This window comes from Polaribacter irgensii 23-P, from assembly GCF_000153225.1.
Classification (GTDB): domain Bacteria; phylum Bacteroidota; class Bacteroidia; order Flavobacteriales; family Flavobacteriaceae; genus Polaribacter; species Polaribacter irgensii.
Window position 1 is genome coordinate 1,214,220 of record NZ_CH724148.1, and the last position, 25,267, is coordinate 1,239,486.

Sequence of the window (25,267 nt, forward strand, 5' to 3'; positions counted from 1 at the left end):
AAAAATATGTCTCATTACGAAGCATCCATTAGAGAACCTTTAGTATTAGGTGATAAAAGTTATCACGATATCACTGAGGACATTGCAAAGCCCATAGAAGGCGCAGCAAATAAGAATTGGTACATTGCATTTTATATTTCTTTAGCAGCAATGCTTTGGGGATTTGGATGTATCTTTTATACCGTAGGAACTGGTATTGGAGTTTGGGGATTGAACAAGAACATTGGTTGGGCTTGGGATATTACAAACTTCGTTTGGTGGGTTGGTATTGGTCACGCAGGTACATTGATATCAGCAGTGCTTTTATTATTTCGTCAAAAATGGAGAATGGCAATTAACCGATCTGCTGAAGCAATGACAATTTTTGCTGTTTTTCAAGCAGGATTGTTTCCAATTATTCACATGGGTCGTCCATGGAATGCCTATTGGGTGTTACCACTTCCGAATCAGTTCGGATCTTTATGGGTAAATTTTAACTCTCCTTTGTTATGGGATGTTTTTGCTATTTCAACGTATTTATCAGTGTCATTGGTTTTCTGGTGGACAGGTTTACTTCCAGATTTTGCAATGATAAGAGATCGCGCAGTAAAGCCTTTTCAAAAAAAGATATATGCCTTACTCTCTTTTGGATGGTCAGGAAGAGCAAAAGATTGGCAGCGTTTTGAAGAAGTATCTCTGGTACTTGCAGGTTTAGCTACTCCTTTGGTATTGTCGGTGCATACAATTGTATCGATGGATTTCGCTACCTCTATCAATCCAGGATGGCACTCAACAATATTTCCTCCTTATTTTGTTGCAGGAGCAATCTTTTCAGGATTTGCGATGGTACAAACCTTGTTAGGAATTATGAGAAAAGTAACAAATTTGGAAGATTACATTACAAGGATGCACGTAGAGTACATGAACATGGTAATTATTTTAACCGGTGGAATTGTAGCGGTAGCATACGGTACCGAATTTTTCATCGCTTGGTATACTGGTTCACCTTATGAAAATTATACTTATCTTTCTGTAGGAGCGGCAACAGGTCCTTATGCTTGGGCATTTTGGTCACTGATTACTTTTAATATATTAATACCTCAGTTGTTGTGGATTAAAAAATTTAGAAGAAGTTTTATCATCACTTTTATTATTTCGATAGCGATAAACATAGGAATGTGGTTTGAGCGTTTTGATATTATTGCAATTGTATTAAGTAAAGGTCATTTACCGTCTACATGGTGGCGTTTTGAGCCTACCTTTGTAGATGTCGGGATTTTTATAGGTACTATTGGATTTTTCTTTGTATTGTTTTTATTATATGCAAGAACATTCCCCGTAATTGCCCAAGCAGAGGTGAAAACAATATTAAAATCTTCTGGAGAATTTTACAAGAAGAGAAGAGCACAAGGAATTCCTACAAAACCTGCAATTATCGCAACTGATAGTTCAGCAATTAACGGTCGTTCTGATAACAATTTAAACGGATAATTATGGAAGCATCAAAAGTTATTCATGCATTTTATACAGACGACGAAGTGTTGTTAGATGCAGTAAAAGAGGTGAAAGCTGCGCATCACCATATTGAAGAGGTCTTTTGTCCTTTTCCAGTCCATGGTCTGGACAAAGCAATGGGATTGGCACCTACAAGAATTGCCATTACCGCATTTTTTTACGGGATTACTGGTTTGGCCTTTGCTATTTGGATGACAAATTATATTATGATTGAAGATTGGCCGATGGACATTGGTGGAAAACCAAGTTTTTCATGGATAGAAAACATGCCTTCGTTTGTTCCAATTATATTTGAGTTGACCGTATTTTTTGCGGCACACTTAATGGTGATTACTTTTTATATGAGAAGTAGAATATGGCCTTTTAAAGATGCAGAGAATCCAGATCCAAGAACTACAGATGATCATTTTTTAATGGAAATCCCAGTAAACAATAATGAGGAAGCTTTGGTTTCTTTATTAGCGAAAACAGGAGCTGTAGAAATTAATATAGTAGATAAGCACTAATATAGAGATAATGAAGAATTTTAAATTAATTATCGGGTTAGTAGTTCTTACAAGCATACTGTCTTGTAATGACAATAAAACAAGGCAAGCACAGTACATGCCAGACATGTATGAATCTATTCCTTACAAAGCAGATGGAGCAAAAGGTCTTGGAGGAAAGCCAGTAAATAGCAAACCAGTGCTCAAAACATTGACGCGAGGAGGAACGCCGGCATACGATATTGCAGATACTGCAGAGGGGTATGCGGAAGCAAAATTAAGCTTGAAATCTCCGCTGGATAAGAACGAGAAAAATCTTGAAAACGGTAAGAAAATGTATACGATCTATTGTATTTCATGCCACGGTAAAAAAGGGGATGGAAACGGATATTTGTCAACTTCAGAAAAGTTTTTAGGAATTCCGAATTATAAGGATAGAGATATTACAGAAGGAAGTGTATACCACATTTTAATGCATGGAATCAATTTAATGGGTTCGCATTCTTCGCAGTTGACATACAATGAACGGTGGCAAATCATTCAATACGTAGAAGTATTAAGAGCAGATTTGTTAAAATAAAGCACAATAAGAAAGAATACGAAAGATATGTATCAATTCTCAGGTAAGTTAAAAACATTTTCATTAGCACTAATAATTATTGGTCTAATAGGAACTGTCTTCAGTTTTTATAATGGTTCTCAAAAGACCATAGAAGATGCAAAGCAGGTAATCGCTGCATCTCACAGTAGTGGCCATGGAGAGTCACATGGAGCAGCAGCAGTACACGCAGAAGGAGATGGTGAAGGGGAGCATGCTTCAGAAATTGAGGCACACGCTGCGGATGAACATGGAGATTCGCATTCGGAAGAAAATGGAACCAAAAGTTACTCTTCAAAAGAAGAGCACAACGTTGCGGGTTCACATGAAGCTGTAGAGGGGCACACTGAAAAACATACAAATGAGAACCAATCTGTAGAAGAAGAACACAGTGTTTCCGATGTTCAAGAGCACGAAGAACATGTTTTACATCAATTACAGAACAGACCGTGGTCAGCTTTTTATGTGGCCTTATTTTTCTCTTTGGGAATTACATTATTAGTTTTAGCTTTCTATGCAATACAGAGAGTTGCTCAAGTAGGTTGGTCCGTTGTCATTTTAAGAGTGATGGAAGCAATCTCGGCAAATTTATTGCCAACATCTATTCTCATGATTTTGTTGCTTGCAGCATCAGTGATGCACATGAATCACTTGTTTCCATGGATGGCAGACGGTACTGTAGACCCTGCAAGTGAAAATTATGATGCCATTGTAGATGGTAAATCGTGGTGGATGAATTCTACTGGTTTTATGGTGCGAAGTATTCTTTACCTAGTCGCATGGAATGTATATCGATTTTTTATCAGAAAAAGTTCAATCAAAGAAGATACTGCTAACGACGGCAACAAGACTTACAAGAAAAACTTCAATGCTTCCGTAATATTTTTATTTATTTTCATGATCACAGAATCTATGATGTCATGGGATTGGATCATGGGATTAGATCCGCATTGGTTTTCAACGTTATTCGGATGGTACGTATTGTCCACCTTATTGGTTAGTGCGCTAACAGTGATTGCGTTTTTTACTATCTATTTGCGTGAACAAGGGGCGATACCAGGTATTAATGACAGTCACATTCACGATTTAGCGAAGTTTATGTTTGGGTTTTCAGTCTTTTGGACCTACTTATGGTTTTCGCAGTTTATGTTAATTTGGTACGCAGACATCCCGGAAGAGACTACGTATTTTGTAATGAGGTTTACAGAGTATAAGTTGCCATTTTTAGGCATGGTAGTGATGAACTTTGTTTTTCCAATATTACTTTTGTTAAATAGTGATTTTAAAAGCAAACCTTGGTTTGTTGTCATTGGAGGAGTGGTTATCTTAGCAGGACATTATATTGATGTATTTATTATGATAATGCCATCAACAGTTGGTGCACAATGGTTCTTTGGAATACCAGAGTTGAGTGCGTTGTGTTTCTTTATTGGCTTGTTAATTTATACAACGTTAAATGCATTTTCAAAAGCGAATGCAATTCCAAAAGGAAATCCTTTCTTGAAAGAAAGTGAGCATTTCCATTATTATAATATCGAACACACAGGAGAAGGATCAGCTGATCATTAATAAATAGTTGAATTAAATTAAGAAAAGATACATATGCTAGCTCTATTTTATATTTTTATAGGTGTTGCGATCGGGGTAAGTTTTTGGCAGATTACTAGAATCATGAATTTTAGGGGGTCTATAGCCAATGATAAGGACAACGATGCTCAAGGTAAATATGCCATTGTTTTTATGGCTTTTTTATACGCAATGATGATTTATTGCCTGATATTCATGAACGTGATAATGTTGCCTGAGTCGGCTTCTATTGAGGGCGAACATGATGACAATTTATTTAAAATTACATTCTGGTTAATCGGTATCGTGCAATTTGGGATGCAGTTTTTGATTTTTTACTTTACTTTTAAGTACAGAGGTAACAAAAATAATAAAGCCAAGTTTTATGCAGACAGTCATAAATTAGAGTTTATTTGGACGGTAACGCCATCAATTGTATTGGTCGGTCTGGTAAGTTACGGTCTGTGGCAGTGGAACAGCATTATGGACTTGTCTGATTTGGAAGATCCCATTGTGATCGAAGTGTATTCGCAACAGTTTAATTGGAAAGCCAGGTATGCAGGAGCAGACAACACTTTAGGTTTTGGGAATGTAAACTTTATCAAAGGCATGAACACAATGGGTGTGGATATGACAGATGTAAATGCTGCAGATGACAAACAGGTAACTGAGTTGTATTTGCCAAAGGGAAGGAAAATACACTTCAAGTTTAGATCTCAAGATGTATTGCATTCGGCGTATATGCCGCATTTTAGAGCACAGATGAATTGTGTTCCAGGAATGGTGACTCAATTTGGTTTTACACCAAAATTTACTACGGCAGAAATGAGAAATCAGTCGGAAGTTATCGAGAAGTCTATAGGGATTAATAAAATAAGAAGAGCAAAGGGAGAGGATCCTTATATTTTTGATTATTTATTGTTATGTAATAAGATTTGTGGAGCATCCCACTACAACATGCAAATGAAAATTACGGTGGTAGAGCAGGACGAGTTCGATGAATGGATCGGAGAGCAGCTTACCTTATCAGAAGTGATTAAATAATTTATTTTTAGAAAAAAAACAGCACAAATACGTAAGATATTATGTCAGAGCATCATCATAAAGAAACATTTGTAACAAAATATATTTTCAGTCAGGATCATAAAATGATCTCTAAGCAGTTTTTGGTAACCGGGATGTTCATGGGAATCATAGCTGTATTAATGTCAATGTTATTTCGTTTACAATTGGCTTGGCCAGAAACTTCATTTTCATTAGTGGAGGCTTTTCTAGGTTCTCATCAAACAGACGGGATCATGGATCCAGATATTTATTTAGCATTGGTTACAATACACGGAACGATCATGATTTTCTTTGTATTGACTGCGGGTTTAAGTGGTACATTTTCGAATTTACTAATTCCCTTGCAGATTGGTGCAAGAGATATGGCGTCAGGTTTTTTAAACATGGTTTCCTATTGGTTATTTTTTGTTTCAAGTGTTATAATGGTGATATCCTTATTTGTTGAAGCGGGGCCTGCAGCATCAGGATGGACAATTTATCCCCCTTTAAGTGCTTTGCCACAGGCAATTCCGGGATCAGGAATGGGAATGACTTTATGGTTGGTTTCAATGGCTATTTTTGTGGCATCTTCCTTAATTGGAGCATTGAATTATATTGTAACCGTTTTAAATTTACGGACAAAGGGAATGAAAATGACCAGGTTGCCTTTGACAATTTGGGCATTTTTTGTGACCGCCATCATTGGTGTCGTTTCTTTTCCAGTTTTACTTTCAGCAGCGCTTCTACTAATTTTTGACAGAAGTTTTGGGACATCATTTTATCTTTCAGATATTTTTATATCAGGAGAGGTTTTGCATTATCAAGGAGGCTCGCCCGTATTATTTGAGCATTTATTTTGGTTCTTAGGGCACCCAGAGGTGTACATTGTTTTATTGCCTGCTTTGGGGATTACCTCAGAAATTATATCTACCAATGCTAGAAAACCAATTTTTGGATATAGAGCGATGATTGGTTCTATATTGGCAATTGCGTTTCTATCTACCGTAGTTTGGGGACACCATATGTTTGTTACAGGAATGAATCCATTTTTAGGGTCCGTATTTACCTTTACAACATTGTTAATTGCGATACCTTCAGCAGTGAAGACATTTAACTATATCACAACACTTTGGAAAGGAAATCTGCAATTAAATCCAGCAATGTTGTTTTCAATTGGTTTGGTATCAACTTTTGTAACAGGAGGTTTAACAGGTTTAGTTCTTGGAGATTCTGCTTTAGATATTAATATTCACGATACGTATTTCGTCGTTGCGCATTTCCACTTGGTAATGGGAGTATCAGCAATTTTTGGAATGTATGCAGGTATCTATCACTGGTTTCCTAAGATGTATGGTAGAATGATGAACAAAACATTAGGATATTGGCATTTCTGGATTACAATAGTATGTGCTTACGGAGTGTTTTGGCCAATGCACTTTATTGGTTTGGCAGGATTACCGAGACGGTACTATACCAACACAAATTTTCCAATGTTTGATGATTTAGCAGATATAAACGTTGTAATTACGTTATTTGCTTTAGTTGGGGGAGCAGCACAATTGTTCTTCTTATCAAATTTCTTTATTTCGATGTACAGAGGGGAAAAAGCTACGCAAAATCCTTGGAGGTCGAATACCTTAGAGTGGACAACTCCTGTGGAGCATGTGCATGGTAATTGGCCTGGGCGTTTGCCAGAGGTGCACCGATGGGCATATGATTATAGTAAGCGAATAGATGCAAATGACGATGCAAGTGGTTTTCTACACGGTGAAGACTTTGTATTGCAAACAACACCAATGCTTGAAGGAGAAATTCCTTCTTAAAGCGATAAAGTAAAAGTAAAAGCCTCTCCAATATGGAGAGGCTTTTTGCTTTGTAACAAGTTTGTTTTTTCCTCTTTAATTCTATTATCTTTGCTTCATGAATGAAAACTTAAATCCGGAAAATTCGAATCTTTCCAACGAAGATTTAGATGTAGAAAAAAAATTACGTCCCCTTTCTTTTGATGATTTTACGGGGCAAGATCAAGCGATTGATAATCTTAAGATTTTTGTAGAAGCTGCAAATCAAAGAAATGAGGCGCTAGACCACACGTTGTTTCACGGTCCTCCGGGTTTGGGTAAAACGACATTGGCCCATATTTTAGCAAATGAGCTTCAGGTAGGTATTAAGGTAACTTCAGGTCCGGTTTTAGATAAACCTGGAGACCTGGCTGGATTGCTTACCAACTTAGAAGAACGTGACGTTTTATTTATAGACGAAATACACCGGTTAAGTCCAATAGTAGAGGAGTATCTGTATTCAGCTATGGAGGATTATAAGATAGACATTATGATTGAGTCCGGACCGAATGCTAGAACGGTGCAAATCAATTTAGAGCCCTTCACATTAATTGGTGCGACTACACGTTCTGGTCTTCTGACGGCTCCGATGAGAGCTCGATTCGGAATCAGCAGTAGGTTGCATTACTATAAAACTGATTTGCTGACCACCATCATCCAAAGAAGTGCCCAAATTTTAAACGTACCTATTTCAATGGAGTCGGCAATTGAAATTGCAGGCAGAAGTAGAGGAACACCAAGAATAGCGAATGCATTATTGCGCAGGGTGCGTGATTTCGCGCAAATAAAAGGGAATGGTACTATCTCAATTGAAATCGCAAAATATGCGTTAAAAGCATTAAATGTAGATGCACACGGTTTGGATGAAATGGATAACAAGATTTTAGTTACCATTATAGATAAATTTAAAGGAGGTCCAGTAGGGCTGTCTACGATTGCAACGGCTGTAAGTGAAAATACAGAGACCATTGAGGAAGTATATGAACCTTTTTTAATTCAGCAAGGTTTTATTATGCGAACACCAAGAGGAAGGGAAGTAACGGAATTGGCATACAAACATTTAGGGAGAGTAAAAGGGAAAAATCACGGAGAGCTTTTTTAGTTTTAACACAAAGGGCATATGAATTAAGGATACATCTTGTTGCTTCCGGAAAACTTAAAAAGACTGTATGAAGATTAAAGAGATACTGCCGATTTTAGAATGGCTGCCAAAGTACAATAAGGTTCTTTTTAAAGGAGATTTAGTGGCTGGTGTTACCGTAGGAATTGTATTAATACCACAGGGTATTGCATATGCGCTGATTGCAGGTTTGCCTCCTATCTATGGGTTGTATTGTGCTTTGATACCACAACTTATATATGCTATTTTTGGTTCTTCTCGGCAAGTAGCAATTGGGCCGGTAGCGATGGATTCTTTAATTGTAGCAACAGGTGTCTCAACTTTGGCAGTAGTTGGATCTGATAATTATATTGCAATTGCTATTTTATTGGCTCTGATGGTAGGGGCGATTCAATTTATTATGGGAGTTTTTAATTTAGGTTTTATTGTAAACTTCCTGTCCAAACCGGTCATCACAGGTTTTACTTCAGCGATCGCTATAATTATTGGTTTAAATCAGTTAAAAAATTTATTGGGAGTTCCTTTTGTCCAGAGTGATCAGTTGCATACGATTCTTGTAGATATCTGGTTGCAAATAGGGGATTTTAGCGTGAATACAGCAAGTATTGGGATGTGCGCCATCTTCTTAATTATGCTCTCTAAAAAAATAGATAAGAGAATCCCAAATGCATTAATTGTGGTGGTTCTGGGCATCTTAATTATGAAATATTTTGGAGCGGTTTTGTCAGATGTTTCCATCGTAAAAGAGATTCCGTCTGGGTTGCCCTCTTTTAGTATGCCCGAATTTAATATTGAGCGAATAAGAGAATTATTACCTATTGCATTGACTTTAGTAATGGTTGGTTATTTAGAAACCATTTCTATTGGTAAATTATTAGAAGCCAAACAAGACGTTTATAGAATAAGACCAAACCAAGAATTAATAGCATTGGGACTTAGTAATATGTTCGGTTCTTTATTTAAAGCATATCCCAGTGCCTCAAGTTTTTCACGGTCTGCTATTAATGAAGAAAGTGGTGCAAAGACAGGAATGGCAGCGTTAATTTCTGTACTTATGGTGGCGATCACCTTACTGTTTTTGACCCCTTTATTTTATTATCTACCAAAAACGATATTGGCAGCAATAATAATTGTGGCAGTTTTAGGATTGGTTAATTTTACAGAGGCAAAGTTTCTTTGGAAGGCAAACCAATTAGATTTTTGGTTACTGCTTGTTACTTTTTTAGCAACTTTATTTTTAGGAATAGAGTATGGCATAAGCGCGGGTGTAAGTTTGTCTTTAGTTGTTTTAGTTTTTAGGACCTCTCGGCCACACATTGCCGAATTAGGGAGAGTACCCAATTCTAATTTTTATAGAAATATAGAACGATTTGAGGAAGTTATTGTAGATGAAGATATTCTAATATTAAGATTTGACGCGCAGCTATTTTATGCAAATTCAAGCTATTTTCGGGACAAATTGGATGACTTAACACTAAAAAAGGGTGCTGCTTTAAAATTGATTATTTTAGATGCAGAAAGTATAAATAGAGTAGATAGTACTGGAGTTGAGATGTTGAAAGAACGGATTCGTTTCTTTCAAAAAAAACAGCTTTTATTTTATTTCGCTGGGGTAAAAGGACCTGTTCGGGATGCATTTTTTAGAAGCGGTTTTTTAGAAATAATTGATGGACAGCATTTTTATATGGGCATTCATCAGGCAGTGAAATTTTATAGAACTGGAGATACAGCAGTTCAAGAAAAATATGCTAAATATATTCAGCAATCGAATACTTAAAGAGATGTGTTAAAACTTTCTTTTAGAGAGCTTGTAAAATTCGTTTGAAAGTGGTCCCGATAAGATTAAAATAGATCATTTAAACATTGAAATAATTTAAATCAGAATGAAAAAGAGCAAGTATTTTTTATTAATGAGTTTCTTTTTTTTTAATTTCAGTGGACAGGAAGCACTCAATTCAATTTCTACGAAAGAGCTAAAGTTACTGCTTGAAAAAGGAGAAATTCAACTAGTGGATGTTAGAACGCCGGAAGAAATCAAAGGAGGAGCTATAAAAACAGCACTTTTTGTGAATTACTTTGATGTTGGTTTTGAGAAAGTAGTAACAGCTAAATTGAATAAGTTAAGACCTGTTTACCTGTATTGTAGAAGTGGATCGAGAAGCACAAAAGCGGGTAAAATTTTGAAAAAAGCAGGCTTTGAAGTCGTCAATGTTCTCGGAGGCTACCAGCAGTGGATTTTAGAAGAAAAACAATCCTTTAAATAGGTATTGTGGGGAGGCACATATGAATTTTTTTTGCAAAAAAAATACGAGCTTAAAGCTCGTATTTTTTAACCCAAATAAGTTCTCAACATCTGTGTCTTGGAGCCTGATTGCAATCTCCGAATCGCCTTTTGTTTTACTTGGCGAACACGTTCCCTTGTAAGGTCGAATTTCTCACCAATTTCTTCCAGACTCGCCATGGCTTCGTTTCCAATGCCATAATACATTTTTATGACTTTTGCCTCTTTATAAGTAAGTGTACCCAGCGCCCTTTCGATTTCAATTTTTAAGGATTGTGCCATCAACTGGCTGTCTGGTCTTGGGGAGTCTCCTGACTGCAATACATTGTAGAGATTAGAATCTTCCCCTTCTTTAAAAGGAGCATCCATAGAAACATGCCTTCCAGAGTTTTTTAAAGACTGTTCTACTTCAGCTTCCGTCATGTCTAGTTGTTTTGCAATTTCTTTATGAGTGGGCATGCGCTGCTCATTTTGTTCAAGACGTGCATATATTTTTTTTATTTTATTGATACTTCCTATTTTATTTAAAGGCAAGCGCACAATCCTAGATTGTTCTGCTAAGGCTTGCATGATCGATTGGCGAATCCACCAAACAGCATACGAAATGAATTTAAATCCTCTGGTTTCGTCAAACCTTTTTGCTGCTTTTACCAAGCCTAAGTTTCCTTCGTTGATCAGGTCAGATAGCTTTAAACCTTGCCCTTGATATTGTTTGGCAACCGAAACTACAAATCTTAAGTTGGCACTTACAAGTGCATCTAAAGCCTTCGAATCTCCAACTTTAATTTTTAGTGCAAGTTCAACTTCTTCATCGGCAGTGATGAGGCCAATTTTACTAATTTCTTGGAAATATTTATCTAAAGATTCGGCATCGCGATTGGTGACTTGTTTTACAATTTTAAGTTGTCTCATGGTATATGGTTGTGATTTTAATAGTGGATGGTAGTAGGGGGTCTTTTAAAAAAGGGCTACCTCTTGTAAACGCAGTAAGTAAGCATTTTTATACCGAGAGGTTTAAAATGCGGGAAGTTTGAACTGAACCAGTCGATTGCTAACAATAAGGCCAATTCGAGTGGATTTTCTTAAAATGCGGATGGTATAATTCATGAACCTACAATATACGAAAAACGAGCGATTTTCTACTAAAAATCACTCGCTTTGGGTCTATTTTAACAAGTTTTAGTCGATTATGACTTAAAAAAAGAGAATTTAGTTAAAATCTAAAAGTCGCACCTAATAGAAAATTTCTAGTCGCTTGTGGATAATATCCTGCTCCATCGACAGTAGTTACGGTCCCTGGGTTAGAGTAATCATCATCGAAGGTAAAATAATACCCTCTATCTACATATTCTGCATCAAAAAGATTGGTTACCAATGCGGTAAAAACAACAGATTTAAAGATGTTATTTGTCTTTAGTGTGTATACAAGATTTAGATCAGAGGTAAAGTAGCTGTCTAAAACATCGTTTGTAGAAACTTCACTGCTGAAATTACTCATAAACTGCGAACCAACATATTTCGATAAGAGGGAGAGTTGTACGTTTTTTGCTGGCATATAGGTGAAAATATTTCCAACGATTACGTCTGGTGAAAATGATAAATCGGTATTTCCCAAAGACTGTGGTGTTGCATTACCGTCTTTAGTAATGAAGAAGTCCCTGTTTTTATTCGCACTAAAAGTAGCATTTGGTCTAATAGAAAATTTATCAGAAATTGTGATGTCTGCATCTATTTCTGTACCCAATCGATAGCTGCTTCCCGAGGTTGCTCTAATGGGTGCACCTACATCATTTAAGGCACCTGTTAATACCAATTGATTCTTGTAGTCCATGAAGTAACTATTAATCGTTAGTTTAACGTTGTCACTCTTAAAACGCCAGCCTAATTCATAATCATTTAAAGTTTCAGGTGTAGCTACACCATTTTCAAAATCATTTCTATTTGGCTCTCTATTTGCAACGGCAAATGAAGTATATAGACTGCTGTTTTCATTGATTTTATAGGTAAATCCAAATTTAGGATTGAAGAATTTAAAATTAGCATCTATATTAATGGGTACAATGTCATTGGTAATTCCTTGTGTTTGGTAATTGACAAATCTTCCTTGTACGTCTAAGTATCCAATTAACTTCTCTGTAATATCAAAGGTCGCTTTCGCAAATACCGAAAGATCAGTTTTCTTTGCATCTGAAAAATAATAACGATCTCTAATATTCACCCCCTCAGATAGATCAGAGCCCCAAATTACTTCTCCATAGTGGTCTCCACTGTAATCAGAATACGAAATTCCTGAGATAAAATTTAGGTTGTCTGTTTTATAATTGGCATTCAAGTTTACAACATAAAAATCATTGTCTAACCAACGTCTTACAATTACATCACTACCATCTGCAATTAGATTGTTAAAATCGACAGCATCTTCACCTTCTTTAAATTGCTCGAAGTATCCTGCTCCTTTCGTGTAGTTTAGAGCTAAATTGGTAGACCATTGGGCATTTAGTCGTTCATTCCAATGCAACTGATAATGATTTTGTTCATAATTATCGGTTTCATTGTCATATGTGTACGGGTTTTGTCTTCTGTCCTCTTCTAATTCGCTAGCGGTCAAACCATTCCATGCTTGGTATGTTTTTTCTTTTCCACCAAAGGTTACTGCTTTTATCAGCGTATTTTCATCGGTATAACTTCCTTGTAGGTAATATGATTTCAAGTCAGCAAACGCTCTATCTACATAACCATCTGAATAAATATTAGACAAACGTCCTGCGATTTCTATGTGTTTATTAATCTTTCCTGTACTAAATTTCACCGTGTGCTTTCGGGTATTAAAAGAGCCAAAAGAATTAGAAATTTCTGCGAATGCGTCATTAGAGGCTGCATCTGTTAAGATGTTTAAACTTGCTCCAAAAGCGCCAGAGCCATTGGTAGACGTTCCAACTCCACGCTGTAATTGTAGATTCTCTGTGGAGGAAGCAAAATCACTTAAATTTACCCAAAAAGTACCATGACTTTCAGGATCGTTGTATGGAATTCCGTTTACGGTAACATTAATCCGTTCTCCATTTGATCCACGCACACTCATATAGCTATATCCAACTCCCGCCCCAGCATCCGAAGATGAGACTACAGAAGGTAGATAGTTTAGTAAAATAGGAATGTCTTGTCCTAAATTACGTGTGGCAATTTCCTTTTTTGATAAATTAGAAAAAGAGACAGGAACGGCAGTACTCACGCGCACTGCAGCTACTAAGACTTCTTCCAAGACGGTGGAGTCCGGAACTAATAAAAATTTGATTTGACTGTTTTCAGTTATTGAAACTTTTTCTGAAACTGTTTTATAACCAATGAATGAAACCTGAACGGTATAGGTTCCTTTTTCAAGATTGAAACGAAAGTTTCCCTCAAAATCGCTCGAGGTTCCTTGTTTTGTTTCTTTGACTAAAATAGTGGCTCCAGGTAAATATGCATTGTTTGTATCTACAACTTTCCCTTTGAGCGTAAATGACTGGGCGTTTACAAGCGCACTTGCAAACAAGAATAAAAAAAAAGTAATTTTTTTCATTTTAAAAATTTTAAAACGAATAAAAAGAGGTAATTATTCTTGTGATTAATATTGAATAATTAAGTGTGAAGCTAGGCTTCATTTTTGCATTCGCCAGTAAAGATCCATAAGATCTTTGCTGAACATTCGCTTCCTAAACAGCATTACCTGTTCTAGGTTCAATGGGTATGATCTCAGCTTTTTAAGGTTCAAATGCGAATAGTTTAGGAATCTGTAAGGACTAAAAACTAAAAATCAAGAACAAAAATTGGCACCCCTTTATGAGAACGCGGCAAAATTAAGTAGGAAAAATTGATTGTGAAACAGAAAAGTGAATTATTTTAATCTAATTTTGGTTTTTTGCGAAGGTCTTTTTTTGCTGAAGCACGTTTTTTACTTTCAAGCCCTCTTTTTAAAGCGCCATAGCTTGGTTTTGTTTTTCGTCTTTTTTTGGGAATTATTAAACCTGCTTTCAGAACAGATACAAAACGCTTGATAACAATTTCTTTATTTCTGTGTTGTGAGCGTGTTTCTTCGCAAAAAAGAAGCAAAATATTTTCCTTGGTTAGTTTTGATGAAAGTTTGCTCTTCAAAAGTTCTTTTTCGTTTTCTGAGAGCGCAAGAGAGTTTTCGAGATTAAAGGATAGTTCCACTTTGGAAGACGTTTTATTCACGTGCTGTCCTCCCGCCCCAGAACTTCTTGTTGCTTTAAATCCAAGTTCTTTTAAGATGTTTTCGGTATTCATTGAGGCTGTTATTTTATTGAAATCAATTGCACCTTATTCTTGTTTCACTAGTTTTTTTGATCTTTATTTAGTCAAAAGAATTTCTATAATTATTCTTTTGATGCTTAAATGGAATATCCAAATTAAATAAAGAGGTTGAGAATGAATGTAAATCCTTCTTGTTCGCGATGATTTTATCAATCGCTTCAACCGCATTTTTTAACCGCGTCTCCTTATCACCTTTTAGTATGATATAATTTTTTTTATGTTTTTTTAATGCATTTTCGAAAGCCTTGAACATTTCTAAACGTTGTTTTGGTCTGTCACGCAAATCGTCTGCTTCCCAAGGAGTATCTATGTAAGTTAACAAATAGAGGTCATATTCATTTGTATTTGCTGCTTCATTTAGTTTAGCATCGACAAAACCTCCATAAAATTCTTCAGAATATACTTTTGTTTCCAAAAGATCAGTATCGCAAATGAGTACTTTGTCGGCTCTTTTAGCCAATTTATTTTCTAAGTTCATTTGGCCAATGGCAATTGGAACAATGTCTTCTTGCTGACATGTTTTACGCTCATTATTCCATTTTCTTTGAAGATATTCACGCGCAAACTCTGGTGCCCAAACCGTATTATAATACCGTGCTAAGTGCCCAGAAAGGGTCGTTTTTCCTGAAGATTCAGGACCAAATAAAACAACTTTTACGAGGTTAATTGGGTCTTGTGTAAGTTTTTTTTCCATGCTAAATAACCAAAAATGGCAATAAAAGTAAATCCGAAATATTGAAAGCTTGTAAATGCAAAACCTTTATAAATGTACAAAGGTATAGAAATGAGGTCTCCGACAATCCAAAAAATCCAATTCTCTATTTTACGTTTTGCCATTAACCACATACCTACAAAGAAAATTGCGGTAGTAATGGTATCTATATATGCAGTCCAGTGGGTCCATTTATCAAAAATATTATAAATAATAAAAACAAAGAGCAATGCTGCTATGAAGAGAAGTATTGCTATTTTATTTTCTTTAGAAGTCATTTTAGTAATTGGTGTAAAATGGATGTTGTCATTTTTACGAGTCCAAAGATACCATCCATAGATGCTCATAACAAAATAATAAGCATTGATCATCATGTCCCCTAAAAGTCCCCATTTTAGCAATAGATATACAAATATAATGGTGCTGATGATTCCCGTTGGAAAAACCCATATTTTATTTTGTTTCGAAAACCAAACGGATAAAAAACCAAAAATTACTGCAATAATTTCCAACACAATATCCACGGTTTCGTAGGTTTTGTATTGTTCAAAAAGGACATTAAATAGTTCTAACATTTATTATTGTTGCGCTTACAAATTTAAGGATTTTCCTTTATCGAGCTTGTTTATATTCAAAGAAAACAAAACTTACAGCGCATATACGCAGGTAAAGCCTTCAAACTCTAAAAAATGTATGCCATAGGGAGCTGTCTGTCCTTCATATCGAATGGATCCCATTGTTTTTTTATTTATAAAATTAAAGTCGTCAATAAAAATATGGTGTAAAAAAAGCAAGCTTTTTTTACCATAGATTTTATACAAACTTTCTTTGGCACCCCAAACAATAGTAAGTTTACGAATTAAGGCTTCGTGATTTGCAATTGTTTTATACTCTTCAATAGGTGTAAATTTATGAGCTATTTTTAATATTTTATCTCGTTGCTTTTCAATGTCAATACCTACCGGGACTTCGTCTGAAATGATAATTCCCGAAAATGTATAGGAATGGGTAATTGAAATGTGTTTTCCATCTTTTAGATGGGGTTTTCCGTAGTGGTCATAAAATAAATCGGCATCGCAGTATCCCACTTCTTTTAAGAGGTGGCGCACGCTCAAGAACCCGCGTTGATGCAGTTCTGATTTCATGCTATTTAAACGCACTTGACTTTTTTCTGTCAATAAAACGTTTGTTTTTAAATCGTTAATATACTCCTTAATATTCCAGATGAGTACTTTCGTCTTAGAATCAACCGTTAAACTTTTGTAAAGAGGCATACTTTTTTGAAATGGATGTCGTAACTTTGCAGTTCGAAAATTAGAACATAAATATACAAAATATGAGCACTAAAACAGCCACGTACGTACCTTTTAAAGTAAAAGATATTTCTTTAGCGGATTGGGGTAGAAAAGAAATTCATTTGGCAGAGGCAGAAATGCCAGGACTAATGTCTTTGAGAGAAGAGTATAAAAATGAGCAACCTTTAAAAGGGGCAAGAATTGCGGGTTGTTTGCACATGACAATTCAAACAGCGGTTTTAATTGAAACATTACAAGCTTTAGGTGCGGAAGTAACTTGGAGTTCTTGTAATATTTTTTCTACACAAGATCAAGCTGCAGCTGCAATGGCAGACGCAGGAACTTCTGTCTACGCTTGGAAAGATATGACTGAAGAGGAATTCGATTGGTGTATTGAACAGACTTTGTTTTTTGGTGAAGACAAGCAACCGTTGAATATGATTTTAGATGATGGAGGGGATTTAACAAACATGGTTCTGGACAGATATCCAGAATTAGCTGCTGGAATTAATGGATTGTCAGAAGAGACTACAACAGGAGTTCACAGGTTGTATGAAAGAGTGAAAAATGGAACTTTACCAATGCCAGCAATTAATGTAAATGATTCTGTTACCAAGTCTAAATTTGATAACAAATACGGTTGTAAAGAATCTGCAGTAGATGCAATTCGAAGAGCAACGGATACAATGTTAGCAGGAAAGCGCGTAACCGTTTGTGGATATGGAGATGTAGGTAAAGGAACAGCAGCTTCTTTTAAGGGAGCGGGTTCTATTGTAACAGTTACTGAAATTGACCCCATCTGTGCTTTACAAGCAGCAATGGATGGTTTTGAAGTTAAAAGATTAGAGACTGTAGTTGCAAATTCAGATATTGTAATCACTACGACAGGGAACAAAGATATCATACAAGCGCATCACTTTGAAGCAATGAAAGACAAAGTGATTGTATGTAATATTGGGCATTTTGACAATGAAATTGATATGGCTTGGTTGAATAAAAATCATGGTCACACGAAAGATACTATCAAGCCACAAGTAGATAAATACAATGTCAATGGAAAAGATATTATTTTACTCGCAGAAGGACGTTTAGTGAATTTAGGTTGTGCAACTGGGCATCCAAGTTTTGTAATGTCTAATTCATTTACAAATCAAACGCTAGCACAAATTGAGCTTTGGAAAAATTCTGCTGCTTACGGAAACGATGTCTTTATGTTGCCAAAGCACTTGGATGAGAAAGTAGCATTCTTACACCTAGCTAAAATAGGTGTAGAGCTAACAGAATTGCGTGTAGATCAAGCTGAGTATATCGGTGTGACTCCAAAAGGGCCATTCAAGCCAGAGCATTACAGGTACTAATAAACGTTTGTAAGTATAGTTTAGAGTATTTTACATAATTAGAATTTACAGATAAACCAGACAAAAAAAAAGCCTCATAATAGTTATTATGAGGCTTTTAAATTTTCTAATTATTTTGTTTCTTTAGTTCTCCTTCGTGGTCTATTACAATTTTACTATCTCTATACATACAACATGGGTGCACGGAAGCGTATGCCTCCTCAGTTGCTTTAAAGTTTTTTATATCGTGACCAGCAGCGGCGATGTTTGTTTTTAGCGTTGTTAAACTTGTTTTTTGTTCGTTTAAAATCACGTTTAATTGATGTGTTTTTACATCCCAAATAGCAAATTTTATGCCCTTGGTTTTTAAGGCGGCAGTCTCGATACGTTTCTTGCACATGCCGCAGATACCATCTACCTCAAAGGCAATCTTAGCGTTTTTTTTCCTTTCTACTTTTTGTCCTTGAGTGGAGAAGCCCATCAAAAACACACTGAATATAAATACTAATTTTCTCATCTTTTTTATTTTATGATTTATTTTTAATTTTACGAGAGCACTTAATTTTTCTGAAAGCTTATTTGATTTTGAAACGAAGTCCTGCATAGATTGCGCGGCCAAAAATAGGTGCATATACAATAGTTGTATCAAAGTTAGGTCCAAAAGGAGCTTCACTTGCTAAAATAGGATTTTCTTGCTGCACATTAGTAATGTTTTCTCCTCCAAAATAAATTTCAAAAGTATTTGAGAACACTTTGGTAATTTGAGAATTTAGCAAGCTGTAGCTTTTCGAGTGCGTTGCCAATTGATATGCGATCGGATTGGAGGCGGTGTTTGGTAATCTCTGTCGGCCAATGTTATTAAAAGTAAGATCAATTTTCCATTGCGCGTTCTTGTCATTTAATTTTGTTTCATAGGAGAGGTTTGCAAAAAATCGTTTGTTTGGCTGCAGTGGTTTTTGTAATTTTCCACTCTTATAGTCTGTTGATATGTCAAAATATTTGAAGGCAGTCCTTAGGCTTAAGTTGTCTATCAATTCATAATTTACTTCTAACTGAAAACTGTCTGCAATACTTTTTCCGTCTAGATTATAAAAAGAAATTTCTTGGGGGTTTTCCCAATCAACTACTACTTGGTTGCTAAAATCTGTTCTATAAAAATCAAATACAATATCTCCTTTATTATCAAATAAATTGAATCTTTGTAGGTAGGAAACTCCGAAGTTCCAAGCAACTTCTGGGTTTAGTCCATAGATATTTCCGTCGGTATCATCAATATTAATATTTCCTTGCGTTCCTCTCGAACTCGCAAATAGTTGTTGATTTTCAGCAAAAATATTGGCACTTCTTTTTCCTCTTCCAGCAGAAGCTCTAAAAACTCCTTTTTCCCAAGGAGCGTATCTCAAATGGACTCTTGGGGTGATAAAGGTTCCGAGTAGGTTGTGAGTATCTATTCGAAGACCAGCCGTTAGACTAAAATCGTCTAAATTGTCAAAAGCATATTCGAAAAAAGCACCGAGTGAACTTTCTTTTCTTTTGTAGTTTGTTTCATTCACAAGTTCATCATATTTATCATATGTAAAGCTGATACCTGTTTTAAATTTATTTCTAGTGTCATTGATGATCGAGTTGAAAAGAAAATTAGAATATAAACTTTCGTGTTGTGCATCATAGACGTTTAATCCAAAATAAGAGTCTTGTACGTGCATGCTATACGCCAATTGCAGCCCCAGGCTCTGGTAAGGTAATTCTGGGAAAACATATCCTAATTTTGCTGAAGTTTCAAAACGCTTTGTATCAATTTCGCTACCCCACACGTCGTCAGAGTTTCGTATCGAATTTGGGTATACTTTGTCTGTTTCAGAATTAAAATTAAGTTCACCTGTTTGTTTTTCATCATTTAAAAATCGAGCAGTTATAAAGCTGACCCAACCATTTTGTGCGTCTGTGTATTGCCAGCGATTCATTACATTTATTTGGTTGGCTAGCGGTGCATCTAAAAAACCATCTTTATTTTTGTCAAATTTTTCACCTCTATAATTTCCATGAATATAAAGTCCTGTTTGCCATTTTTTTGAAACCCTCTTGTTTAAGTGTGTGTTCAATTCGAACCTTCCGTTCAATGAGCTGTATGCATTTAAAAAGAATTTAGCATCGGAAAAAGGTTTTACCAATTCGGCATTTATCTGTCCTGAGATGCTTTCAAAACCGTTTACAACAGATCCTGCTCCTTTTGTAATTTGGATGCTTTCTACCCAAGTTCCTGGTGTAAATGTTAATCCAAATGCTTGAGCAGCACCCCGAATAGACGGAATATTTTCTTGCATAATTTGTAAATAAGGGCTTTTAAGTCCGAGCATTTGTATTTGACGTGTTCCAGTAAGCGCGTCAGAAAAACTGACGTCTATAGACGGGTTGGTTTCAAAACTTTCGGCTAAATTACAACAGGCAGCTTTTAACAATTCATCATTGTTCACAGTAAAAGTATTTGCGGTTGCAAATAGAGATTTTTGAATTGCTTTTCGCTTACTTCGAATAGTGATTTCACTCAGTTCACCAGCTAAAGTGATGAAATGGTGAACGGGGGTTGTATTAGAAATGGATATGGTATCCGTTTTGTACCCAATATAACTTACAATTAATTTTTTATTTTGGATGTTATATGGAATGGTGAACCAGCCTTTCTTGTTGGTAATTGCTCCAATATTTGTCCCCAACCAATTTACGGTTGCGCCAGAAACGCCGAGATTATTTTTTGGATTTTGTGCATCCATTATCATGCCCTTAAGGTTTGTTTGGGCAAGAATTAGCGCTGGTAATAGTAGCAAGAAGCTACTGATAGCGTATTTTTTCATTGATATATATTTTATAATAATTAAAAAAGTACTCCTCGATAGAAGTTTTTATTTGAAATTAGAATAAAATTAAATTAAAAAAGATTGATATAGTATCTGATAGTTTATGGGGATGTTTGTGGGGGGAGCTTGTTTGTAAATTTGCTCTTTAGGAGGGTTGTCGTGGAACAAAACTTCATAAGAAAAAAGGAAGATGGGTAAGAATTGTGCTTTTTCAAAATCTATTTGTTGAAAAGGTAATTGGTGCAGTTCATCTTGTCCCTTTGTCTTAATGATTACATCTGTGCAGCAGGATTTCTGATTTGTTGCTGTTTTTTGTGACATTTTCATACCACAATTAGTTGCATGTCCAGTAAATGAAGTGTTTACTAAAAAATCTCCACAATAATGGCTTTCAACAGTGAAAGACAGGGTTGAGAATAGCACTAGAAAGGCTAAAAAGGTGGAAAATATTTTAAGGCAACTACTTTTCATACGGGGTACAAATTTACAATAACAAATGTAAATCTTTTGTTAAATTGTTTGATAATGTGACTATTACTCACAAAAGGGTTCAAATCATTTGTATTTGGTATTATTCAGCTTATTTTTGTTCGGCAAATAACTGGAATTTATTTACGTTCGCCATGTCAAAACAAAACCAAATGAAAATAGATATATTAAAAAGTAAAGTAGAGAAGGCCCTTTCTCTAAATGGGCAAACAATGGATAGGTTGCAGGCAATTTGTGATTTGTTGGAGCGTGAAATTCTGCATTATGATTGGGTTGGATTTTATTTTAAAAATGGAGATAAAAATGAACTAAAATTAGCGCAATACACAGGTGAGGAAACTGAGCATACGATCATTCCTTTTGGAAAGGGGATCTGTGGTCAAGTGGCAGTAAGCAATAAAAATTTCGTGGTGCAAGATGTTTCTGCACAAGAGAATTATATTTCTTGTGGTTGGAAAGTAAAGTCTGAGATTGTAATTCCGATTTTTGTGAATGATGAAAATGTAGGTCAAATAGATATCGATTCCCATACAGCAAACGTTTTTACTGCAGATGATGAGGAATTATTGGAATTTGTTTGTAAAAAAGTGGCAGAAATTTTATGAGATTCGTTCACAAGCGGTGGAGTGAAAAACACTGATTTCAGGGATTGCCAAACTTCTTTTTTTGTCATGTGTTTGATTATAAGTTTTTAAAGAAAATTTCTAATCATTAAGCTCCCCTAAATAATGAAAGGGCGGCATTCAGAATCAATTTCCAAAGGAGAAAGCACCTTTTCTTTTGCAGCAGAAAGACAAAAAAAACCAAAAAATTTTAAAGAAAAATTCATAGAATGGTTCCGAGATTTTTTAGAAAATAGTGAATAAATTTTATTTTTGTATTATTCAAGGAATGCTCTCAGGATTCAAGTAAAAATCTTTTTTGTTTTTTCAAGGTTTAGCATGCATGACAAAATGTTACGTATTTTTCCGGAGGAGCTTATAAATTTTAAAAAGCAACAACTTTGTGGTCTTTTCTTCGTAAATAACGTCAACCAAAGATATTTTTTGTGTGGCGTACATAATTTTTTATTAATATAATTATGTGCTAAATACGAATAAAAACAAGCTGTATTTTTTTTATAAAATTACTATTGTAGTAACCTTATAGTTTTCTTAATTTTGTGTGCTTAACAACACAACAAAATGAGCACTTCAAAAACAATTAAATCTGCATTAATTTCCGTTTTTCACAAAGACGGTTTAGAACCTATTGTGAGAAAATTAAATCAATTAAATGTTACCATTTATTCTACAGGTGGTACAGAAAAATTTATTAAAGAATTGGGGATTCCTGTGGTTCCTGTTGAAGAAGTAACTTCATACCCTTCGATTTTAGGAGGAAGAGTAAAAACATTGCATCCAAAAGTTTTTGGTGGGATTTTAAACAGACAAGATCACGAAGGAGATATTGCGCAGTTAGAAGAGTTTGATATTCCTCAAATTGACTTAGTTATTGTAGATTTATATCCATTTGAAAAAACAGTTTCCTCGGGAGCTCTTGAAGCGGACATTGTAGAAAAAATTGATATTGGTGGGATTTCTTTGATTCGAGCTTCTGCAAAAAATTTCAAGGATACTTTTACCATTTCTTCGATGGATCAGTATGCTGCCTTTTTAGAAATCTTAACAGCAGACATGGGAGCAACTTCCATGGAGCAGAGAAAGATGTTTGCAGCAAAATCTTTTAATATTTCTTCACATTACGACACCGCAATTTTTAACTATTTCAACGCGGGTGAAACACCGGTGTTAAAAGTTAGTGAAACAAAAGCACAAGTACTTAGGTATGGTGAGAATCCGCATCAAAAGGGATATTTCTTTGGAGATTTAGAAGCGATTTTTGACAAGCTACACGGGAAAGAATTGAGTTATAACAACTTATTAGATGTAGATGCTGCCGTAAATTTAATAGCTGAATTTACAGGAGAGGCACCTACTTTTGCTATTTTAAAGCATAATAACGCCTGTGGTTTTGCACAAAGGGAAACCATTAAACAAGCATATGTAGACGCCTTAGCAGGAGATCCAGTCTCTGCTTTTGGTGGAGTTTTAATATCAAATACAGAAATAGATGCAGCTACTGCAACTGAAATTCACGGACTATTCTGCGAAGTCGTAATTGCGCCAAGTTATCAAACAGAGGCACTTTCAATTTTGAAAGGAAAGAAGAATAGAATTATTCTAATTCAGAAAGAGGTTGCGTTGCCAACAACTTCGATTAGAACGTGTTTAAATGGAAATTTAGTGCAGGATAAAGACAGCATTACAGACACCCTTAAAGATCTGAAATACGCAACCGATACGAAGCCTTCAGAAAGTGAGTTAGAAGATTTGTTATTTGCTTCTAAGCTTTGTAAAAACACAAAGTCAAATACAATTATCTTAGTAAAAAATAAGCAATTGTTAGCAGGAGGAACAGGACAGACAAGTAGAGTAGATGCTTTAAACCAAGCAATCGAAAAAGCGCGTTCTTTTAAATTTGATTTAAATGGCAGTGTAATGGCAAGTGATGCCTTCTTTCCTTTCCCCGACTGTGTAGAAATCGCAGACAAAGCAGGTATAAAAAGTGTAATTCAGCCTGGTGGTTCTATTAAAGATCAATTGAGTATTGAGTACTGTAACAAGAACAATGTGTCTATGGTTATGACTGGAATTAGACATTTTAAACATTAATTATTTATAGGTTGTTTGCAATAAGAAATTTAGTAAATTTGTGAGAATAGGAATGGTAGTTATAACAATATAATAAAAATATTTTATGGGTTTCTTTGATTTTATGACGGAAGATATTGCGATTGATTTAGGAACCGCAAATACTTTAATAATCCACAAAGGAAAAGTGGTTATTGACAGCCCTTCTATTGTTGCAAGAGATAGAACTACTGGTAAAATCATTGCAATTGGAAAAGAAGCCAATTTAATGCAAGGGAAAACCCATGAAAATATAAAGACAATTCGCCCTTTAAAGGATGGTGTTATTGCAGATTTTCAGGCCTCTGAAGAAATGATTAAAGAATTTGTAAAACAGATTCCGTCGATCAAAAAGAAATTATTTCCGCCAGCATTGCGCATGGTAATTTGTATTCCGTCCGGAATTACAGAGGTAGAAAAGAGAGCCGTTAGAGATTCTGCAAAACATATGAATGCCAAAGAAATCTATTTAATTTACGAACCGATGGCAGCAGCAATAGGTGTTGGTATTGACATTATGGAGCCAAAAGGGAACATGATTATTGACATTGGGGGAGGAACAACAGAAATTGCAGTAATCGCCTTAGCAGGTATTGTTTGTGATCAATCGGTGAAAGTTGCAGGGGATCTCTTTACAAATGATATTATGTATTACATGCGCACGCAGCACAATTTACATGTAGGCGAAACGACTGCAGAAAAAGTGAAAATCACAATTGGTGCAGCCACAGAAGATTTAGAAACTCCGCCAGAAGACATGTTAGTGCAAGGAAGAGATTTGTTAAGTGGTAAGCCAAAACAGGTGCAGGTTTCTTATCGAGAGATTGCAAAAGCACTAGATAAATCTATTTTAAGAATAGAAGATGCCGTAATGGAAACGCTGTCAAAAACACCTCCAGAATTAGCTGCGGATATTTATAACAGCGGCATTTATTTAGCTGGAGGAGGCTCTATGTTAAGAGGTTTAGATAAAAGACTCTCAAGGAAAACAGACTTGCCTGTGTATGTTGCGGAAGATCCACTAAGAGCGGTAGTTCGTGGAACTGGAATTGCTTTAAAAGAATTAGATAAATACAAAAGCGTATTGATGAAATAAGCTTTTAG

General features: G+C 35.5%; 22 protein-coding genes. 13 read left to right on the top strand and 9 right to left on the bottom strand.

All coding sequences use genetic code 11. The features are described from left to right. The first annotated feature begins 6 nt into the window (after positions 1 to 6). The 9 genes from nrfD (at position 7) to PI23P_RS05410 (ending at position 10,412) form a co-directional block, all read left to right on the top strand. Positions 7 to 1,470: an NrfD/PsrC family molybdoenzyme membrane anchor subunit gene (nrfD, locus tag PI23P_RS05370; RefSeq protein ID WP_004569738.1), complete on the top strand. Its 1,464-nt coding sequence runs from the start codon at positions 7 to 9 to the stop codon at positions 1,468 to 1,470. 2 nt (positions 1,471 to 1,472) lie between these two features. Beyond that, positions 1,473 to 2,000, top strand: a complete 528-nt coding sequence (locus PI23P_RS05375; protein ID WP_004569739.1) for a DUF3341 domain-containing protein — start codon at positions 1,473 to 1,475, stop codon at positions 1,998 to 2,000. 10 nt (positions 2,001 to 2,010) lie between these two features. Then, on the top strand, positions 2,011 to 2,559 hold the full coding sequence (locus PI23P_RS05380) for a c-type cytochrome (RefSeq protein WP_026288402.1): 549 nt from the start codon (positions 2,011 to 2,013) through the stop codon (positions 2,557 to 2,559). A gap of 27 nt (positions 2,560 to 2,586) precedes the next feature. Further along, complete coding sequence (locus PI23P_RS05385) at positions 2,587 to 4,146, top strand: hypothetical protein (protein ID WP_004569741.1); 1,560 nt, start codon at positions 2,587 to 2,589, stop codon at positions 4,144 to 4,146. Positions 4,147 to 4,179: 33 nt separating this feature from the next. Then, positions 4,180 to 5,187 carry a cytochrome c oxidase subunit II gene (locus PI23P_RS05390; RefSeq protein WP_018941900.1) on the top strand — a complete coding sequence of 336 codons (1,008 nt, stop codon included), beginning with the start codon at positions 4,180 to 4,182 and terminating at the stop codon, positions 5,185 to 5,187. Between the two features lie 41 nt (positions 5,188 to 5,228). Continuing rightward, positions 5,229 to 7,010 (top strand): cytochrome c oxidase subunit I, encoded by a 1,782-nt coding sequence (locus PI23P_RS05395; protein WP_004569743.1) that lies wholly within the window; start codon positions 5,229 to 5,231, stop codon positions 7,008 to 7,010. 97 nt (positions 7,011 to 7,107) lie between these two features. Then, positions 7,108 to 8,130, top strand: a complete 1,023-nt coding sequence (gene ruvB, locus PI23P_RS05400) for a Holliday junction branch migration DNA helicase RuvB (RefSeq protein ID WP_004569744.1) — start codon at positions 7,108 to 7,110, stop codon at positions 8,128 to 8,130. A gap of 67 nt (positions 8,131 to 8,197) precedes the next feature. After that, positions 8,198 to 9,925 (top strand): SulP family inorganic anion transporter, encoded by a 1,728-nt coding sequence (locus PI23P_RS05405; protein ID WP_004569745.1) that lies wholly within the window; start codon positions 8,198 to 8,200, stop codon positions 9,923 to 9,925. Positions 9,926 to 10,031: 106 nt separating this feature from the next. Next, positions 10,032 to 10,412, top strand: coding sequence for a rhodanese-like domain-containing protein (locus PI23P_RS05410; RefSeq protein WP_238299979.1), 381 nt, complete (start codon positions 10,032 to 10,034; stop codon positions 10,410 to 10,412). Positions 10,413 to 10,477: 65 nt separating this feature from the next. Here PI23P_RS05410 and PI23P_RS05415 read toward each other — a convergent pair whose 3' ends face one another. From PI23P_RS05415 to PI23P_RS05440, 6 genes are all read right to left on the bottom strand, one after another. Continuing rightward, positions 10,478 to 11,341 (bottom strand): sigma-70 family RNA polymerase sigma factor, encoded by an 864-nt coding sequence (locus tag PI23P_RS05415; protein WP_004569747.1) that lies wholly within the window; start codon positions 11,339 to 11,341, stop codon positions 10,478 to 10,480. Positions 11,342 to 11,642: 301 nt separating this feature from the next. Continuing rightward, positions 11,643 to 13,991 carry a TonB-dependent receptor gene (locus PI23P_RS05420; RefSeq protein ID WP_004569748.1) on the bottom strand — a complete coding sequence of 783 codons (2,349 nt, stop codon included), beginning with the start codon at positions 13,989 to 13,991 and terminating at the stop codon, positions 11,643 to 11,645. Positions 13,992 to 14,311: 320 nt separating this feature from the next. Next, complete coding sequence (gene arfB / locus PI23P_RS05425) at positions 14,312 to 14,716, bottom strand: alternative ribosome rescue aminoacyl-tRNA hydrolase ArfB (RefSeq protein ID WP_004569749.1); 405 nt, start codon at positions 14,714 to 14,716, stop codon at positions 14,312 to 14,314. 67 nt (positions 14,717 to 14,783) lie between these two features. After that, positions 14,784 to 15,437, bottom strand: a complete 654-nt coding sequence (locus tag PI23P_RS05430) for an AAA family ATPase (protein ID WP_004569750.1) — start codon at positions 15,435 to 15,437, stop codon at positions 14,784 to 14,786. Next, on the bottom strand, positions 15,398 to 16,030 hold the full coding sequence (gene pnuC, locus PI23P_RS05435; RefSeq protein WP_004569751.1) for a nicotinamide riboside transporter PnuC: 633 nt from the start codon (positions 16,028 to 16,030) through the stop codon (positions 15,398 to 15,400). Before pnuC ends, PI23P_RS05430 begins: the two co-directional genes overlap by 40 nt. A gap of 72 nt (positions 16,031 to 16,102) precedes the next feature. Next, positions 16,103 to 16,729: a 4'-phosphopantetheinyl transferase family protein gene (locus PI23P_RS05440; protein ID WP_004569752.1), complete on the bottom strand. Its 627-nt coding sequence runs from the start codon at positions 16,727 to 16,729 to the stop codon at positions 16,103 to 16,105. Positions 16,730 to 16,791: 62 nt separating this feature from the next. On the opposite strand from PI23P_RS05440, the gene ahcY reads away from it, so the two are divergent. Further along, complete coding sequence (gene ahcY / locus PI23P_RS05445) at positions 16,792 to 18,108, top strand: adenosylhomocysteinase (protein WP_004569753.1); 1,317 nt, start codon at positions 16,792 to 16,794, stop codon at positions 18,106 to 18,108. Between the two features lie 106 nt (positions 18,109 to 18,214). Here ahcY and PI23P_RS05450 read toward each other — a convergent pair whose 3' ends face one another. From PI23P_RS05450 to PI23P_RS05460, 3 genes are all read right to left on the bottom strand, one after another. Beyond that, positions 18,215 to 18,604 carry a heavy-metal-associated domain-containing protein gene (locus PI23P_RS05450; RefSeq protein WP_238299980.1) on the bottom strand — a complete coding sequence of 130 codons (390 nt, stop codon included), beginning with the start codon at positions 18,602 to 18,604 and terminating at the stop codon, positions 18,215 to 18,217. 58 nt (positions 18,605 to 18,662) lie between these two features. Beyond that, positions 18,663 to 20,939, bottom strand: coding sequence for a TonB-dependent receptor (locus tag PI23P_RS05455; RefSeq protein WP_004569755.1), 2,277 nt, complete (start codon positions 20,937 to 20,939; stop codon positions 18,663 to 18,665). Between the two features lie 69 nt (positions 20,940 to 21,008). Further along, on the bottom strand, positions 21,009 to 21,413 hold the full coding sequence (locus tag PI23P_RS05460; protein ID WP_018941903.1) for an HYC_CC_PP family protein: 405 nt from the start codon (positions 21,411 to 21,413) through the stop codon (positions 21,009 to 21,011). Positions 21,414 to 21,583: 170 nt separating this feature from the next. On the opposite strand from PI23P_RS05460, the gene PI23P_RS05465 reads away from it, so the two are divergent. From PI23P_RS05465 to PI23P_RS05480, 3 genes are all read left to right on the top strand, one after another. After that, positions 21,584 to 22,036: a GAF domain-containing protein gene (locus tag PI23P_RS05465; RefSeq protein ID WP_026288403.1), complete on the top strand. Its 453-nt coding sequence runs from the start codon at positions 21,584 to 21,586 to the stop codon at positions 22,034 to 22,036. A 579-nt stretch (positions 22,037 to 22,615) separates the two neighbouring features. After that, on the top strand, positions 22,616 to 24,145 hold the full coding sequence (gene purH / locus PI23P_RS05475) for a bifunctional phosphoribosylaminoimidazolecarboxamide formyltransferase/IMP cyclohydrolase (protein ID WP_004569759.1): 1,530 nt from the start codon (positions 22,616 to 22,618) through the stop codon (positions 24,143 to 24,145). Between the two features lie 85 nt (positions 24,146 to 24,230). After that, entirely contained in the window at positions 24,231 to 25,259 is a 1,029-nt protein-coding gene (locus PI23P_RS05480) for a rod shape-determining protein (protein WP_004569760.1), read from the top strand. The last annotated feature ends 8 nt before the right edge of the window (positions 25,260 to 25,267 follow it).

Excerpts from the sequence above, each read along its gene's own strand:
- PI23P_RS05465 (WP_026288403.1), top strand. The coding sequence starts at position 21,584 with ATGAAAATAGATATATTAAAAAGTAAAGTAGAGAAGGCCCTTTCTCTA.
- arfB (WP_004569749.1), bottom strand. The coding sequence starts at position 14,716 with ATGAATACCGAAAACATCTTAAAAGAACTTGGATTTAAAGCAACAAGA.
- PI23P_RS05480 (WP_004569760.1), top strand. The coding sequence starts at position 24,231 with ATGGGTTTCTTTGATTTTATGACGGAAGATATTGCGATTGATTTAGGA.
- PI23P_RS05375 (WP_004569739.1), top strand. The coding sequence starts at position 1,473 with ATGGAAGCATCAAAAGTTATTCATGCATTTTATACAGACGACGAAGTG.
- PI23P_RS05380 (WP_026288402.1), top strand. The coding sequence starts at position 2,011 with ATGAAGAATTTTAAATTAATTATCGGGTTAGTAGTTCTTACAAGCATA.
- PI23P_RS05390 (WP_018941900.1), top strand. The coding sequence starts at position 4,180 with ATGCTAGCTCTATTTTATATTTTTATAGGTGTTGCGATCGGGGTAAGT.
- PI23P_RS05460 (WP_018941903.1), bottom strand. The coding sequence starts at position 21,413 with ATGAAAAGTAGTTGCCTTAAAATATTTTCCACCTTTTTAGCCTTTCTA.
- purH (WP_004569759.1), top strand. The coding sequence starts at position 22,616 with ATGAGCACTTCAAAAACAATTAAATCTGCATTAATTTCCGTTTTTCAC.
- PI23P_RS05420 (WP_004569748.1), bottom strand. The coding sequence starts at position 13,991 with ATGAAAAAAATTACTTTTTTTTTATTCTTGTTTGCAAGTGCGCTTGTA.
- PI23P_RS05450 (WP_238299980.1), bottom strand. The coding sequence starts at position 18,604 with ATGAGAAAATTAGTATTTATATTCAGTGTGTTTTTGATGGGCTTCTCC.
- PI23P_RS05410 (WP_238299979.1), top strand. The coding sequence starts at position 10,032 with ATGAAAAAGAGCAAGTATTTTTTATTAATGAGTTTCTTTTTTTTTAAT.
- PI23P_RS05395 (WP_004569743.1), top strand. The coding sequence starts at position 5,229 with ATGTCAGAGCATCATCATAAAGAAACATTTGTAACAAAATATATTTTC.
- PI23P_RS05455 (WP_004569755.1), bottom strand. The coding sequence starts at position 20,939 with ATGAAAAAATACGCTATCAGTAGCTTCTTGCTACTATTACCAGCGCTA.
- PI23P_RS05415 (WP_004569747.1), bottom strand. The coding sequence starts at position 11,341 with ATGAGACAACTTAAAATTGTAAAACAAGTCACCAATCGCGATGCCGAA.
- ruvB (WP_004569744.1), top strand. The coding sequence starts at position 7,108 with ATGAATGAAAACTTAAATCCGGAAAATTCGAATCTTTCCAACGAAGAT.
- PI23P_RS05440 (WP_004569752.1), bottom strand. The coding sequence starts at position 16,729 with ATGCCTCTTTACAAAAGTTTAACGGTTGATTCTAAGACGAAAGTACTC.
- PI23P_RS05385 (WP_004569741.1), top strand. The coding sequence starts at position 2,587 with ATGTATCAATTCTCAGGTAAGTTAAAAACATTTTCATTAGCACTAATA.
- PI23P_RS05430 (WP_004569750.1), bottom strand. The coding sequence starts at position 15,437 with ATGGAAAAAAAACTTACACAAGACCCAATTAACCTCGTAAAAGTTGTT.
- pnuC (WP_004569751.1), bottom strand. The coding sequence starts at position 16,030 with ATGTTAGAACTATTTAATGTCCTTTTTGAACAATACAAAACCTACGAA.
- ahcY (WP_004569753.1), top strand. The coding sequence starts at position 16,792 with ATGAGCACTAAAACAGCCACGTACGTACCTTTTAAAGTAAAAGATATT.
- nrfD (WP_004569738.1), top strand. The coding sequence starts at position 7 with ATGTCTCATTACGAAGCATCCATTAGAGAACCTTTAGTATTAGGTGAT.
- PI23P_RS05405 (WP_004569745.1), top strand. The coding sequence starts at position 8,198 with ATGAAGATTAAAGAGATACTGCCGATTTTAGAATGGCTGCCAAAGTAC.